Here is an 18,629-nt window from a genome sequence, read left to right as displayed (position 1 = left end):
TTATTCTCATTCCTTTCGTTTCTCCCCATTTATGTCCGAAATACAGAATAATGGATGGACAGTTTAATTTTGCATAGCAGTTACATATCACAGAATTTGTTGATTCACTTCTCATAATTATTTCCATCATTTTTATGAGAAGTGAATTATATAATGGTAATACCACTAATTAAACTGATTACCACAAAATAAAAATTACATTGGAATTATTCATTCTTTTACTTAAAGGAATCCAATACTTTTAACTTCTTTAACTAACCTATTACTTCCTTCATAACGTATCTCTACTTCAGAATCTTCTATCTCAAACTCATTTATTAAAATCTGTGCAATGCTTTCTTTCCTTGATTCTTTACGGAATGATCGAGTTTTTTGTAATTCAACAGTCTTAAAGATAAAGGTTGGTTTTTCCATGCGAATTGTTTTTGCAAATCCACTAATAGCACTGTATTCAGGTATTACTTCTCCTTCTTCATTTACAAATGTAAATAGTAATTTAACCTTATAGTTTATTTTTTGTTTCATTAATGCTTGGCTCAGATAAAATAGTGAATAAATTCCATGTTCCAGGTGTTCATCCAATTCCTCATCTGTCCTAGCTGATTTACCATTATTTCTATTAAAAATAATATTATTGGGTTGTAGTTTCTGTTTATTCAGCATTTCGAATAACTGTTGATAATCCTCTTGAACCATTGGATTCACTTCATAAATGTGTTTTTCTATTACTTTACAACTGTCTCCTGGCTTTACAAGAATAACTTCAGTATCATTGCCCTTTCTAAGAAGCGCTTTTATCTCTTTATACAGTTCTTCATCTTGATCAAAAATGATAATCGTACCTTGAATATGCTTTGTTAACACTTGATAATTCTTATTATATGGAGTCTTATACCATTCAGTTGTATAATATTGGTTTTCAAATATACTATCGCTATTCAAACTACTTAAAGACAATTCTTTTACTTCATCCACTGTTTCCTGAACAGTGTTATTCACATAAAATGCTTTTAGTGTGAATTCATCAATCGTAACTAATATATTTCCAGATTCGTCTGTAATCGTAATATCAAATTTTTGAATAGTAGACGATTGTGATTTTTTTGAATAACTAGATGGTGTGACATAAGCGACGCAATCTTTCGTTATAGGTCCTAGCATTCTCATTTCTGATAAAGCAAACGGCAAGAATATAACTGGATTCGATTCATCTTGATTTCCCATTAGACCTAATACAGATTGAAAAATTCCGTTTAATAATGCAGGATGAAGGGTGTACTCATGTAACGATTCATCCAAATCTGAATTTAAACTAAGGTTTGCAATTGCTTCAAAATCATTGGAATGTATTTCCTGAATTACTTGAAAACTTGCACCATTTATTAAGCCTTTATCTGCCATAGATTCATAACAGTCTTTACCAAGTTCTATTCTATGACATCTTGATTTAATCTTTTCGATATCGATAGTTTTTGAATCCAGAGTAGCATATAAATCATCCCTAAATTCTAATTGGCCCTCTGTACAAATCATTTCATTATTGGTCATATCTTCCGCTGGCTCATTTTCAACTGTAGTACTTATTTCAAAACTTGTTTTATCATTATTCGAATATACTTTAACCTTAACGCTATTCGATTTATCAGAAACTTCTATCTGATTCAACCATATAACATTTTTAAGAACATTTACCTTTGTTTCAGTACTAAGTTCTCCCACAATACGGGCCATTTCAAGAGTAGCTGCTCCCGGTAAAACCTTTCTTTCACCAAGACAATGATCTCTCAAGAAAAACTCATTTCCCGAAAAGTTAGAATAAAAATGCTGCTTATAAAGACTTGAGTTATTCACGTGAATTAATGGATGAATCTTACTTGTAAGTTCTATCTGATCTAACATATCAGGGCTAACAGTTACCCAATATCTTTCATGTTCAAAAGGATACGTGGGTAAGCTTACTCGTTTTTGTCTCTTATCATATAGACTATTCCAATCAATTTTTACCCCATTAACCCAATACTCACATATTTTTTCAAAATGGCAAAGTTTGATGCAATTCTGTACATCTTTTGATAAGTCCCCAGCTGTCTCGAACCCTAGTAACGATTTACTTTTTCCATAAACCTGCCCTAAGAAAATATCCTTCGTTGCATCCTGCACTATAACAAATTCCGTTAACTTTTCAATTAACATTTCTAGTGAGGTGATTACAAATGCAATACGCTCTTCCATCTCCTCTCGACCAACCTGTAATGTATAAGCTACATCAACCAAATTATTCTCATTCACTTTTTGATTACGAACGGCTTCGATAAGATTATTTGCTTGCATTTTTAGTTGTTCTTTTGTTTTAGCAGATAATACTATCACCACTTGATTTATCTGCGGATAATCATTTTTCATTTCTGTCTCATTAGATATATATTCCTCAATAATAATATGAGCATTTGCTCCACCCGCCCCAAATGACGAAATACCAGATCTTCTTGGATATTCCTTTATAGTTCCATTCCTTTTTACCTTTGGACGTTCCCATTCGATTAATTCCTGAGGAACAAAGAACGGACTAGTATTAAAATCAATATTTGGATTCAGTTCTTGTGAGTGCAAGGATGGAACTATCTTTTTATGCTTCATTTGTAGTAGTACTTTTGAAATAGATGCAATACCAGAAGCGCTCTCACAATGTCCAACATTGGATTTTACAGAACCTATTGCACATTTTTGCGTATTAGGGAAGTCGTCCCCAAATGCCTTTTTTAATGCGGTTATCTCAATTGGGTCTCCCAATGCTGTACCTGTCCCATGAGCTTCTATATAACTTAACGTATCCGGACTAATATTTGCTACATTTAATGCCCGGCTAATCACTTCAGCCTGAGCAACAGGATTCGGTACCGTATATCCGTTCGTTTTTCCACCATGATTGACCGAACTTCCTTTAATGATGCCATAAATCTGATCTCCATCAGCAATTGCTTTGTCTTTTGGTTTAAGAAGTAGGGAACCAACACCCTCACCGGGAACATAACCGTCCCCACCTTTACCAAAACTAACACATCTTCCATTAGTCGATGCAAATTTAGACTGACTAATAAGAAGGTACTTATTAGGGTGACTTAAAACATTGACTCCACCAGCGATAGCATATTCGCATTCACCTTGTTTTATGGCCTGACATGCCATATGAATAGCTACGAGGGATGAAGAACACATCGTATCAATTGCCAAACTTGGACCATGGAAATCAAAGAAATAAGACACTCGATTTGCAATAGATGACGGGTTACCTGAAAGAACAATCGGATTACCTACTTTCTGCTCTTGGGCAGCATAAAGCTGATAATCTTCATTCATAACACCTACATAAACGCCAACATTACGACGGACATCAGATCCTGGATTATAACCAAGTTCGTGTCTAGTATATCCAGCATCTTCTATTGCTTCATACACTGATTTCATAAATAATCTTTCCTGAGGATCCATGATTACAGCATCAGTAGGCGTAATGTTGAAAAACAAAGGATCAAAACTATCGACGTTTTTCATAAAACCGCCCCACTTCGTATAAGCAGTTCCAGAATGATTCTTGTCCTCATTAAAGTAGTTACTATGATCCCACCGAGACAATGGTACTTCCGTAATACAATCACGTCCCTGCTGAAGGTTTTCCCAGAATTCATCTAAATTCTCAGCTTGAGCAAATGCACCTGACATGCCAATTATCGCTATATCCGAAACAGTTTCTTTCTCCTGATTAACTACTGCTGAAAAGCGCGACTTTTTTTCCACATCAAAATGATTATCCAACTGATCCGTTTTATCCATCTCCACATAATGAACAGTTTTTTCATATTTTTCCATTGGCGTTTCATTATCACTTATTCCTATATGTTTAATAAGTTGATCATAGTGCTTATCAACAAAATATTTCGTAACAGAATTAATATTCTGATATTCAAATAGGAGAGTTTTAGGTAACGGTCCAAAAGTATTTTCCAGTAAATCTGTCAGCTTCATGATAAGAATGGAATCTATTCCGTACCTTTCCAATGGTTCATATTCTTCAATCTCTTGAATAGGTATCTTTAATGCCTCTGCAAAAATTTGCTTAATAAACAAGCTTGCTTTTTCATGTATGTTCTCATTGGAAGTATGAACAACTTCCTGAAGTTGAGGTAATAACTTTATATTCTTCTTCTCGTTCTCCAAATCTACTAATATAGAACGAACTTTTTCTGCATCTCCTTCGACAGCAATTATCTGATTCTTGTTCAAAGCCATTGACCTATAAAAAAGCTCTAAACCAGTTTCTGTCCGTAAAGTAGTCATACCAGTTCGGTCTCTTATTGCCTTTTCAAATGATTCTTCTATATTCATGCCACCATCTTGCCAAAGCGGCCAGTTAATAGATATCGTTTGCCCACTACGTCTGTTTGTCCTAACCATTTCATCTCTGTATGCTGCAAAAGCATCCATAAATGCATTAGCTGCTGCATAGTCAGCCTGCCCAATATTCCCTGTGACTCCCGATAAGGAAGAACAAAGGACAAAAAAGTCTAGATCAATCGCTTTACTTGCAAAATCAAGATTGATTATTCCTTGTGTTTTTGGTGAAAGAACTTCCAAAAACTCTTGCAAAGTCTTCTTATAGATAAAATTATCTTTAACCAGTCCTGCACAGTGCATAATTCCATTTAATTTTCCATAGTCTACTTGAATCTTTTCTATTAATTTCATTACAGAATCTTCCACACTAACATCTGCCTGATAGTAAACAAGCGTTGCATCCTTTGTCTCTAATTCATTAAGAATAGACTGTTTTTCTACTGTTAAAGGAGACCTTCCGGTAAGAACAATTACAGCATTCTTAACTTTATTTACTATTTCTTTAGCAAAAATTAAACCTAAACCACCCATACCACCAGTAATTAGGTAGACACCTTCATTTTTCCAAACTGGTGATCTTTGTTCTTCTGAAATCCCCTCTTCTTCCTTGATTGTTAACACAAAACGTTTTCCATCCTTATATAACACAGAATAGTCCTGACTATATTTTGCATTATCTTTCAATGTCGTTACAATATCACTTGATTCTAAAGAATTTGTAACCCTAATCACCTGTCCAAAGATATTAGGATTCTCTATATTTGCGGTTTTTAATAAACTCGCTATCCCCATAAACGGATAGTTATCAAAACTTTGCGGAACTAAAACTTGTATTAGTGTACTGTCTTGAGAATGACTACCTATCAAATTTTTAATTTCTTCAAAAATAGCTATAGAATAGTTATTAAAGCGTTGTGCTATATTACTAGAGTCTGATTTAAGTGTTATGATTTGGCAATCTTCACATTTTCTATACAATTCACTTTCTATATGATCATCTACTTCACACAATACGAGAATACGTTTGTTGTACTCCCTAGATTGATCCTTTTTATCTAATGCTGATTCTATCCATTCAGTACTAAATGTTAAGGGCTTAATGTTTTCATTGGAAGCCAGCTTTTTTAATCCTTTTTTATTTCCACTCTGTTGAATAGAGCGGAAATAAATTTCTTCTATACGTACACAAACTTCACCATTTGTATCACAAAGATCAATATCTAAAAGCTCTCTATTATTCTCGTTATCCCTTTTATTACTAGGACGTATGCTAGACCACATAGAAGAAGAGCATCCCTTATAAATTGTCATTCTTTTTATCATAAAAGGAAGCTTTGGAGCTATAGTTTCCTCCTTAATATTCAGCAGTGGTTTCGGATGTCCTAATGAAATACCTATAGCTGCTTGTAAAGCAGAATCCAAAATACATGGATGAAGTTGATATTTCTCCATAGAATCTGTCAGTAATTTAGGAAGAACTAAATGAGCTAATACCTGATTTTGTCCAAGGTTAATTGATGCAATACCTCTTTGTTCAGCACCGTAATGAATACCTATTGATTTAAATTGCTCATAAATAGCCTCTGATTTAATTTCCTTTTTATTACATTCGTTTAATCTTTCGCGTAAATCAATCTCAGGAGTTCTACTATTTTTCCCGAAACATGCAACACCTTCACAATAAATAGTCTTTATAGAAGGAGTTTCTTCTGACACGCTATAAATGTTAAATGAAACCTCATTAGTCTCTTCTAAATCAAGAGCCAAATGTACCTGAATAGACTTATCATCCACGGTTAATGGCCTAATCCATGTAATATCTCTAAATTCAAAAGTTATAGCTTTATCCTCATCCATGTTAAAAGCATTCCGTATTGCAACATATGCCATTTCAATATAGGCAACTGCAGGCAGTGTTTTTGTTCCATTTATCATGTGATCAGAGAAAATAGATTCTCTACCAGTAAACACTGTACTATATTTTTGTTGATTAAAATCCGACGTATTCGAGTGTACTAAAGGATGAATAGCGTTAGCATTTCTTACAGAAATATTATTAGGCTGAGTATCCTCCACTTCAGGTACCCAATAGCGTTCCTTAGCAAAAGGATACGTCGGTAAACTCAGTCGCTTTCGTTCTTCACTAATGGAATAAAAGTTACTCCATTCAATAGTTAATCCCTTAACCCAGAGCTCAAGTATTTTCGAATACTTCAGCTGTTTAAACCATGTATCGAGAACATTTTGAAATTCTACGTCAGAATCTAATACATGTAAGACGTTATTGATACTCTTAGCTTGACCTCTATAATAATCCCCCGAACCTTTCAAGAAATCATTTAATTTTTCTTCAAAATCAGTACTTGAATTTACAATAAACGCAAGGCGTTCTTCCATACTCTCACGCCCTACTTGAAGTGTATAAGCTATATTTTTTAACTTTTCATAAGAAGGTGACTCATTCTGAATCCATGAATACATTTGCTTAGCCACTTCATTTAACTGCTCTTTCTTTCTAGCAGAGAGCGTAATTATTATAGGATTCTGATTCTGCTTATCCATTTCTTCTACTGATTGTTCTTCTGGAATATACTCTTCTACAATCAGATGTGCATTCGCACCTCCAGCTCCAAATGCAGAGATACCAGCCATTCTTGGATATTCCTTCTCTACTCCATTCTCCACAATTATTGGGCGTTTCCACTCCGATAATGTTTGTGGAACAATAAACGGACTATTTTCAAAGTCAATATTCGAATTTAGCTCAGAAGAATGTAAGGATGGAACAATCTGCTTATGTTTCATCTGCATGAGAACCTTTGTTAATCCAGCTATTCCTGCAGCGCTCTCACAATGACCAATATTTGATTTTACTGACCCCAAAAGGCAAAATTGTTTGTCTTTGGTATATTCGTCAAATGCTTTATTAAGCCCCGCAATTTCTATTGGATCACCCAATGCAGTACCAGTTCCGTGAGCCTCAATATAACTAATAGTTCTTGGATTTACTCCTGAACGCTTAAGTACTTTATTAATTAAACTTGCTTGTGCACGTGGATTAGGTACAGTATAGCCATTTGTCTTTCCACCATGGTTAACTGCAGAACCTTTAATAATTCCATAAATATTATCACCGTCTGCAATAGCCTTTGCCTTTGGCTTAAGGACAATTGCCCCTACTCCTTCTCCTGGAGTATAACCGTCACCATCTTTTCCAAAACTTTCACATCTACCCTTACTTGACATAAATTTGTTTTGTCCTAGCATAAGAAATTTATTCGGGTGAAGGGAAAGATTTACACCACCAGCTATCGCTGTTTCGCATTCACCATTTCGAATGCTTTGACATGCTAAATGAATGGATACAAGTGATGACGAACACATTGTATCAACAGCCATACTTGGTCCGTTGAAACCACATATATAAGAGACACGATTAGCAATGGAAGCCGGACTACCACTTAGAGACAACATATGTCCTTTCGCTTGTGCCTGTGCACCATAAAGCTGATATTCTTCATACATTACTCCAACATAGACACCTACATTGGATTCCATATCATCCACCTTATTTTTTCCAAGGGTGTGCCTTGTATAACCTGCATCCTCTATAGCGTTGTATGCACACTGTAAGAATAATCTTTCTTGGGGATCTACCATTTGTGCATCACTTGGTGCAATATTAAAAAATAGAGGATCGAATTGATCAATTCCGTTTAGGAATCCACCCCATTTTGTATAAGTTTTATCTAGCTTTCTTTTGTCTTTGTCATAATAGATGCTGTGATCCCAACGGTCTTTTGGAATTTCTGTGATGCAATCCTTACCTTCCTTCAAGTTACTCCAAAATTCTATAAGATTATCAGCATGTGGATATTTTCCTGATACTCCAATTATTGCAATATCCATTTCATCATTATCACTAGTTTGCTTAGATTCAGATAAAGTAGATTTGTCATTTTTACTATTCCATATTTGAGGTTTATTTTTTTGGTTCCTTTGGGCAAACATTTTTTCTCCTGCCATTGATTTATGCTTAACTTGAGCAGGAATTGCTAAACTTTTCTTTAATCCAGTCATTTCGTTTACACGCTCTGGGTAATTTTCGCAAAAATAGTTACATAGTTCTATTAGACTTTGATATTCAAAAAATAACGTTTTTGGTAATGAACCAAAACTCTTCTCTAGCTGATTTGTCAATTGCATTATCATTATTGAATTAATACCATACGTATCTAACGGAACTCGTGAATCAATTCGTCCAACATCAAGATTCAGTTCGGAGGAAAGCATTCGTTTTAGTATATTTGATAACTTTTCTTTCCTATTTTCCTGAACAATCTCCGCCTTTTCTTGCTCCAAGCTCTTATCTATGAAATTATTATCAGATGTGTGTTTATATAGATAACGAATAATTTTTTCAGAGTCGCCCTCGAGTGCCAATACTTGTGATTGACCACTCCTAATACTTTCATATAGTAGGCTTATCCCTGCTGCTGTTTTCATAGGCACTAGGCCAGTACTTACCTGAATCATGCTTTCCATTGCCTTGCTTATTGTCATTCCTCCCTCTCGCCATAATGGCCAGTTGATTGAGATAGCATGTCCAAATCTTACTTTCTTTTCGGTTAGCTGATTCCTGTATTCTGCATATGAGTCCATAAACGCATTCCCAGCTGCATAATCCGCTTGTCCAATATTGCCCATTACTCCTGCCAAGGATGAAAAAATAATGAATATATCTAATGGTATTTCTTTGGTAGCCTCATCAAGATTATAAATACCTGAAACTTTAGGCGCTAAAACTGCACGTAATTCCTCTTCCTTTTTCTTTACTATAAAGTTATCTCGAACTATCCCAGAACAATGAATTATCCCATTAATGTTCTCAAATTCATTAACTACAACTTTCATTAGATCCGTAACTTGCTGCATATTTGTTACGTCTACTCGTCTGTATAATACTTGTGCTCCAAAAGATTCTAAATTTTTTATTTGACGGTCTATTTTCTCATTCAATTGTGAACGCCCTAATAATATCAAAGTCACATTATTAGTTCTTTGGGCAATCTCTTTAGCTATAATGAAACCAAGACCACCTGTTCCACCAGTAATAAGATATACCCCCCCATTCTTCCAGCAAGGATTGTTGTAGCTGTCGGATTCAACGATAGATTGCTCTAGCTCACAAACAAAACTTCTATTTCCGATATATCGAATATGTTGTTCATGGGAAATCTCCCCACTTTTTTCTAGATATACACAAATGTCATCCATGCTAATTTCTTGCTGTGATTCAACCAACTGACATACCATATTATGATTTTCAAGTTGTGCTGTCTTCAGTAATCCTAACAAGCCAGTTAAAGTCTGATTGTCAGTATTAGTATGGATAAATAACTGTATTAGAATTTTATCCTTACTCTTATTTGAATGAATTTTTCGTGATTCATGAAGCATCTGAGCTGCATAATCTGTATATTTTTCCGGTATGGTATTTGCATTAGAGCGAAGAGGTATACATTTCGTGTTAGGTAATCGCGATTCTATTTCAACAATAAGTTGATTGTCTGGTTCACAAAGAAATACGATTCTTTGATTATTAATATCAATCTTTTTACTGTGATTTATAGACATCGCATTCCATTTTTTTGTAATTAGTAGTTTTTGTGTTTCTCTTTCTTGTGTAATACTAGTACTTTTATTCTCACTTTGAAGTGTTCTAAAAGCTAAACGCTTTATTCGGATACATACATTACCTTCTGAATCACAAAGTTCTATGTTAATTTTTTGTACTTTCTCTTCATTTTTCTGCTTATCTATATATATATATGCCCACATCTTTGAAGAACAGCTTCTAATGATTTCTATTTCATCTACTGCAAATGGCAGGTTTACCATTTTATCAGTAGCATTATTTGGTAATACCATTTGCGAGTTAATTTCATCAGTTATTGAAAAACCAATAGTTGCTTGTAGAGCTGAATCTAATAGACTAGGATGTAAGATGAATTCTGAGCTTTGAATAGCCTCTATTTCTGGTAATATTAAGGAAGCGATCATTTGATTCTCGCCTTTATACACCGCCTCAATTCCCATGTGAGAAGGACCATAATTAATTCCCATATTCTCAAAAATCGTATAAAATGATTCTCCACTTTTTCTCGATACATTACATTGCGATTTAAGCAATTCTATATCCAGCCTTGATTGTTCAAGAGTATTGTTGATACGAGCAATGCCCTCACAATGAACCAAGGATTCCTTACTTCCATCTTCCGAATCACTATATAGCGTAAATTTTAATTCATCATATTCATTAGGTATTATGGAGATATGAAGCGTTTTATTATCATTATCCACTTCGAATGGTTGAATCCATACCACATTGTTAATTTTAATAGCTCCATCATTCTTATCAGAGATTTCGAGTAAATCTGCAATAGCGGCACGTGCCATCTCAAGATAGGTAACACCTGGTAATATCTTTTTCCCATTAATAATATGGTCCTCTAAGAAAAACTCTCTTCCGTTAAAGATTGTGCTATATCGTAATCCATTGATAGTAGATGTATTTTTAGTTAAGAGTGGATGAATAACCTCCATCTCTAAATGTTGATTACTTACACTCTCTTTCATTATCTTTGGCCAGAAACGCTCTTTGCTGAACGGATAAGTAGGAAGTGAAATTCGAAATGGTTTTTCTTCTTTGTAAAGCTGATTCCAATCTATCTCTCCTCCTGCAACCCATAATTCAGCGATTATCTCTAATTTTTTTCCATCTATTAGATGTGTAATAGATTTACCGCCAGTTTTCTCTTCTATTATTGTTTTTAACTTCTGCTTATTATCAAGAACATTGCCTTCATAAACTTTTTCTATATTTTTACTTCCATCTAAGTAAAGCTGAAGCTTATGCAGTAATACTTCACTGCTCTCTGCAATTATCGCTACTCTCTCTTCCATCGCTTCTCTACCAACTTGTAATGTGTAAGCAATAGAAGAAGCATCTATACACTCTGTGCCTGCCTTTACATCTGAATCCATTTCTTTAGACATTAATCTACTGATATACGTAGTAAGTGAATAAATAGAAGAATAAGCAGTAAATTCCCATTCAGACATATTGAGATCCAGCTTTTGATTTACAGCATCCATAAATTTAGTGGATTGAACAATGTCCAATCCATACTCCTCTATACTAACTTTGGAGTCTATATTCCCTTTATTAATACCTAATAAATCTGCAAAAATTCCAATAATTACTTGATGTATTTTCTCAAAGGATAACTTTTCATCTTGTAATCCATTTGCTAGATTCTCATAATTGCTGAATTGTCCTACACCTTTTTTACTTATATATTCAGTTAGCATTAGGACATATTCTCTTACTCTTTCTTTGTTTTTAGCTGAGACAACAAACAATTTAGGTTCCTTATTTTCTACTAATGTCTCTACCATAACTGGTTTATATTCCTCAACTATCATATGTGCATTAGAACCACCTGCACCGAATGAACTAATACCTGCACGTCTAGGAACTTTATACGTCTTACCATCTTTATTTATAACCGGTTCATCCCATTGTTGAAGTTGTTGCTGTACATAGAATGGTGTATGTTTAAAGTTAATATTTGGATTTAGTGGATTCGAGTGAATAGATGGAACCAATTTTTGTTTTTGCATTTGTAGCAGCACCTTTGTTAATGCAGCCATTCCTGCAGCTGATTCTAAGTGACCAATATTCGATTTCACTGATCCAATTGAACAATGCTTTTCATTTGAATTACGTTGAGTTTGCTTTCTAAAAGCCTTTGTAAGTCCAGTAATCTCAATAGGATCCCCTAATGATGTACCCGTTCCATGTGTTTCAATGTAGCTGATTGTTTCTGGGTCAATACCAGTCTTTTGAAACACATTATCTACTAAATCTCCTTGTGCATTCGGATTCGGCACTGTAAATCCACTGGTTTTTCCACCTGAATTTATAGCACTACCCTTTATTACTGCATAAATATGATCCTTATCAGCTATAGCCTTCTTTAATGGTTTAAGTAAGACTGCTCCAATACCTTCACCTGGGACATATCCATCGCCACCTTCTCCAAAACTTTTGCAACGGCCATCACTTGAAGCGAATTTTCCCATACTTAGCAAAAGGTATTTGTTAGGATGTAAGATAAGGTTTACTCCACCAGCAATTACTAAATCACTCTCTCCATTCCTTATGCTTTCAGCACCTAAATGAATAGCTGTTAAGGAGGAGGAACACATCGTATCAATTGCCATACTTGGTCCATTAAAATTACAGAAATAAGATACCTGATTTGCAATCGATGCAAATGAAGACCCAATAGGAATCCCTTTCCCCTTCACTTCGGTCTCAAAAAGCTCATACATACCATTCATTACACCAACAAATACTCCGACTTTATCTTTATCAAGAGATGCCCTAGTATAGCCAGCATCCTCAAGAGTATGCCATGCAACTTCCATAAATAATCTTGTCTGAGGATCCATAACTTCTGCCTCAATCGGTGGAATATTAAAGAATAATGAATCAAACATAGCCACATCTTTAATAAATCCGCCCCATTTACTATATGACTTGCCTAAATTCTGTTTATTTTTATCATAAAACTTACGGTAATCCCATCGTTCTTTTGGTATTTCAGTAATACAATCCTTTCCATTCCTTAAAATATCCCAGAACTGTTCTAAGTTATCTGCATGTGGATAACGTCCACTTACACCAATAATAGCTATATCCTCTTGTTTATAATTGTTATTTTGTAAAGAATTGATCATTTTTGGTTTCTCTATATCAGTAAGGATTGGCACTTCTATCCCTTCAACATCTTCATCTTTCCTATCAATCAAGGATGTTCCAAATAATTTCACTAATTGATCAAGCTTTTCGCTTATGAAATATTCAGATAATTCATTTAAATTTCTGTACTCAAAAAATAATGTCTTTGACAATTCCCCAAATGACTTTTCTAATAAACGAGTAAGACTCATAATTAAGATTGAATCAATTCCATATTTTTCAAATGGCTCTAACATGTCTATCTTATCAACAGAAATCTTTGTTTTTTCTGCCAACACCTCTTTTAAAAATTGATTTGTTTCTTCTCGTAGTCTCTCATTGGCCTTCTCCGTGTTTACATTTTCAGCTATTCGCACAGAAGCAGTATCTTGTTCTTGGCCACTATTAACTTTTCTATTAAGTTCACCAGTTATGGTATGAATCAATTGAACAATTTTTTCTTGTATTCCTTTTACTACAATTAATTGTGGTACATTTAAAAGAAGTCCATCTTCAAATGCCTTAATTCCCTCTTTGTCGTATAAAGAATAAATCCCCCCTTGTTCCTCCATCCATTTCTTAGACTCATAGTCAATATCCATTCCTCCATCTTTCCAGAATGGCCAGTTAATAGAAAGTGTTTTACCAAAGCGCTGTCCTTTTGCACGTAATTCTTCTCTTATTATTGCGAAATGGTCTAGATAACTATTTCCATAACTATAGTCACACTGTCCTATATTACCAACAACGGAAGCGAGAGAAGAAAACATAACGAAAAAGTCCAAAGGTTCATCCATTAAGGCTTCATCTAAATACCTTGTTCCGAAGACTTTAGCTGCCACTACCTCTTTCATCTCTTCGATTTCTTTTCCCCAATAAAGAGAATCTCTTTTAACACCAGCTGAATGAATAATACCATTAATCTTATTAAATCTATCCTTAACCCTTGTCACAAGTTCCTCTACATCATCTTGTTTTGAGATATCTGCTTTTACATAAAGCACCTCTGAACCAAATGATTCAATTTCCCTTATAATTTCTAAATCTTGTTCATGTAAATCCCTGCGACCTGTAAGTACAATCTTTGTATTTCCCTGTTCACTAAAGTAGCGTGCAAATATTAATCCTAGGCCACCCATGCCTCCTGTTATAATATACACACCATTATTTTTAATTATTTCCGAATTATTCACCTTATTTATTTTGTTTGTTTCTCTAATTTTACTAACCCATCTATTCACTCCATCATAACGAATTTCAAATCCCTGACCATTTATAAGAAACTCTTTTATCAATAAAATGGCAATTTTATAAAGACTAATAGAGGTATCTAATAATTCGACTGTTTTATAGCTAAATAAAGGGTTTTCCTTTTGAAGAGTTATAAAGAAACCTTTCATTGCACTATTTTCAGGAACTTCATAATTATTGGTAGAATGATATACATATACTAGCTGTATTTTACTATTAACCTTACTCTCCGTAATCGCTTGACTTAAAAGTAAGACGGAATAGACTCCACGTTCCATTCTATTGTTAATTAGATTGTGACCAGTAATTATTGGATCAGAAGACCAGTTGTAAATAATTTTATTTGGTATTATTCCCTTATTACTTAGACTTTCAAATAAAATCTTATAATCATGCTTGTTGGTCGGATCAATGACTACCATATTATTATCCAATTGGTCATACTGTTTTCCAGGTTTCACCAGAAAAATCGCCGCTTCTGTTTGGGTTTGTAGTACATTGTAAAGTTCATGATTTACATCAAAAAGTAGGATAGTGCCAGTTAGACTTGACCTAGCTTGACTAATAGAGCTATTTTCAACTTCCCATACCTTCTTATAATAAAAAGTTGGAGCCGACTTTAACGAATTCATTTCCTTAGGTAGTTTGTTGTTAACTTTAGTTTGAACTGGTCTAAGATTAAAATTACTTATCTCAACCAAAATACTTCCTTTTTTATCTGTAATTATAATATCAAAGCTTTTCATTACATTTTTTGTTGTTTCCAGCCTACCTATATTCTTATCCTTCTTATTAGCAATTGTTGTATACACATAACCTGAGTCAGTTAGTGAAGAATATATTTTGACTTTCCCCATTGAAAAAGGGAGGTATACTAAGCCTTCATCCGTTCCATCTTCCTGGAGAAAAACAGATATTGTCTGCATTGCTCCATCAAGCAACCCTGGATGTAAAACATAATCTTTTGTTTCTACCTGACTATTACTAACATTTAACTTGAGCTTCGCTAATACTTCCTTGTTATTATAGAAAGCTTCCTCAACTGTCTGAAAATGTTGCCCATAAATGAGTCCACTTTCTTTAATATCCTCATAATTCTTTTTAGTATTTATACTTGATAAACAGCGAGATTTATATGCATTGATATCCAATGATTCACTATCTAAAAATAGCCTTTCATATTCAATAACTCCTTCTGCACACAATATTTCATCATCACTGTTCTCCTTGGATTTATATGGATTAGGTATGCTTACTTCAAAGGTAGATCTATCTCCTTCGGGAAGTAGACGAATTTTTACTACCTGTCCTTCTTCATCCATTTTTATCGGATGATTCCATGATATATTACTAATGGCTGAAACATATTTTTCACCTAAAAATTCTCCAGCCTTTCTTGCCATTTCCAAAATAGCTGCACCTGGTAGCATTTTACTATCATTTAAGATATGTTCTCTTACAAAAAACTCATCACCAGTAAAAACCGATTGAAAGCTATGTTCCGAGAAGTTTGAAGTATTTTGATGCAGTAACGGGTGCAAAGTATTTATATTAGTATTCATCGTCGCATTCTGTAAATGGTCTTCCTCTTTATTGAACCAATGTATATCCCGTTCAAATGGATATGTAGGAAGAGGGATTCGCCTAGGTTCATAACCTAAATAATAATAATCCCATTCAACTTTTTCACCGTTCACCCATGAATTAACGTGACGGTACAGTTCTTGCTTTGTTAATTTATCAATAGCTGCCTTATGAGAAAAACTAGTTTTTTGCCTTTTATTTTTAGCTTTGTTTCTAGTTATTCTACCTCGAAAACAATCTGGATCTGATAATCTTCCCTCTAGTAATGCAGATAGCTTTTTAGATAAGTCTTCCATACTAAAAGTAATAATTGCCAGCCTTTCATCCATCGGTTCCCGTCCAACCTGTAAGGTATATAATAGATCAGCAAAATTGATGTCGTGATGATGCTCAACATAATGCTTTATGTTCTGAATATATTTAGTGAGCTGGGCTTGATTTTTAGCAGATAGCACAAATATCCCTGGATTTTCCTCATCTATAACCTTTGTAATTCTATTTTCTTCATCTATATTATATTCCTCAATTACAGCATGTGCATTTGTACCACTATATCCAAAAGAGCTAATGGCTGCACGACGTGGAAAACCATTTACACTATCCCATTCCTTCGTTTCACAATTGATATAAAATGGCGAATCCTTTAAGTCAAAATGTTCATTAGGAGTATTTACATGTAAGGTTGGTACTAGTTTTTTATGCTTCATTGATAATAAAATCTTATGAATTCCTGCCATTGCTGCAGCAGCAGAAGTATGGCCAAGATTACTTTTTACCGAGCCGATAGCACAGTAGTTTTTCACATCCGTTTTTTTACCATAAGCTGTTGCGAGTGCTTCTAGTTCAATGGGATCTCCTAACTTAGTACCTGTTCCATGCATTTCAGCATAGCTTATACTCACTGGGTCAATATTGAATTTATTATATAAATCATCAACTAGTTCTACCTGACTATTTAGATTTGGAGCTGTTATCCCATTTGTCTTTCCGTCTTGATTAATTGCTGAACCAATAATAGTACCATAAATATAGTCTCCATCAGCCTTAGCATCTTTTAGTCGTTTTAATATAATTGCTCCTACTCCTTCACCTGGAACAAAACCATTTGCACTATTATCGAATGCCTTGCATTGGCCATCTGGAGATAGCATTCCAGCAGCACACATATTAATGTAAGATTCTGGTGATAAATACAAACTTACACCACCTGCTAGTGCCATATCAATTTCACCATTGCGTAATGCTTGTATTGCCAGATGCGTACTGACAAGTGAGGAGGAACAAGCTGTATCAATGGATATAGCTGGTCCCTTTAAATTAAGGTAATAGGCTATACGTGCTACACCAATTGCATTACTATTACTAGTAACACTTATATTTCTCATGCCATTTTTGTTATTCAATGCATCATATTCCCCATTTACTATCCCTAGATATACTCCACATTTTTTATTATTTAAGGCAGTCTGACTGTAACCAGCATCTTCAAAGGCTTTATATCCTTCTTCTAAGAAAAGCCGATGCTGAGGATCCATCACTTCCGCCTCAGATGGTGGGATCTCAAAAAACAAGGAATCAAAACATTCAACATCATCAAGCATGCCTAACCATTTACTGTATATACTCCCTTCCTTAGTATTTTTAGGATCATAATACTTCTCCGTATCCCACCGAGTTGTTGGTATTTCTCTTATTGTATTTTTCCCATTAACAAGGACATCCCAATAACTCACCATATTATCCGCAGTAGGATACCGCCCCGATATCCCTACAATTGCAATTCGATCGTCCTCATTCCAATTTTTTTCTCTTAAATTGTCAACATTATGCTCAGATATATCACTTTCTATATTGCTTTCATTTTTAGATTCATTAAAAAAATCAGTTAATTCAGTTTCTGAATTAAATTTTTTCATTTCTTTTCTAGCTTCTTCAGGTGTTATTTTTTTTTCCTTCAATGCTTTTAAAATACTTTTTAATTCCATGTTTTCACCCCTCCTTCTTGCTTATGGATAATAGCTCTTCTGCATTATGAATATCCATTTCTCCTTGATATATTTGCCATAACAGCTTATCAATTTCATCTTTCTCTTGAAGACTACTTTCTAAATTTTTATTTATTCTATTTAATTCATCAAACATATAGGTAGTAAATTCTCGAAGTGTCGGATATTGATATATTTTTGTTGTCTTGATTGAAGTCTTGTACTTCTTATTTAGAGCATGAATCCATTCTACTCCCACAATTGAATCAAGACCCAACTCTATAAAACTTTTTTCCAAATCAATATCTTCTTCCTCCATATACAGTTCTTCTGCTAAACTTTCAGATAGTTCTTTAAGTAGCTTTTCTTTTGTCATGCCAGAGTTATTTATAGTTCTCTCTATGGAATATTCCTGATCTCGCTCTTCGGATTTTAGCTGTGGCTTTTCGTCTTCCTCTTTGGTAAAATACTCCTCCGTTTTTGTTAAAATATCATAGAAGTAATCCGCAAATGTAGAAAGTGTCGGATATTGATATATTTTTGTTGTCTTGATTGAAGTCTTGTACTTCTTATTTAGAGCATGAATCCATTCTACTCCCACAATTGAA

General features: G+C 34.2%; 2 protein-coding genes. Both read right to left on the bottom strand.

Annotated features, from left to right (window positions below):
* Positions 1–222 precede the first annotated feature (222 nt).
* Entirely contained in the window at positions 223–18,021 is a 17,799-nt protein-coding gene (locus ACTNDN_RS19355) for an SDR family NAD(P)-dependent oxidoreductase (RefSeq protein ID WP_441131845.1), read from the bottom strand.
* A gap of 4 nt (positions 18,022–18,025) precedes the next feature.
* Positions 18,026–18,629 (bottom strand): phosphopantetheine-binding protein (locus ACTNDN_RS19350; protein ID WP_441131843.1); only part of this gene is annotated, 604 nt, incomplete at its 5' end.

Origin of the sequence: Niallia sp. HCP3S3_B10 (assembly GCF_052064465.1) — a bacterium.
GTDB classification, from domain to species: Bacteria; Bacillota; Bacilli; order Bacillales; family Cytobacillaceae; genus Niallia; species Niallia hominis.
Note: the sequence above shows the minus strand (reverse complement) of the source record. Positions and strands in the feature narration are given on the sequence as shown.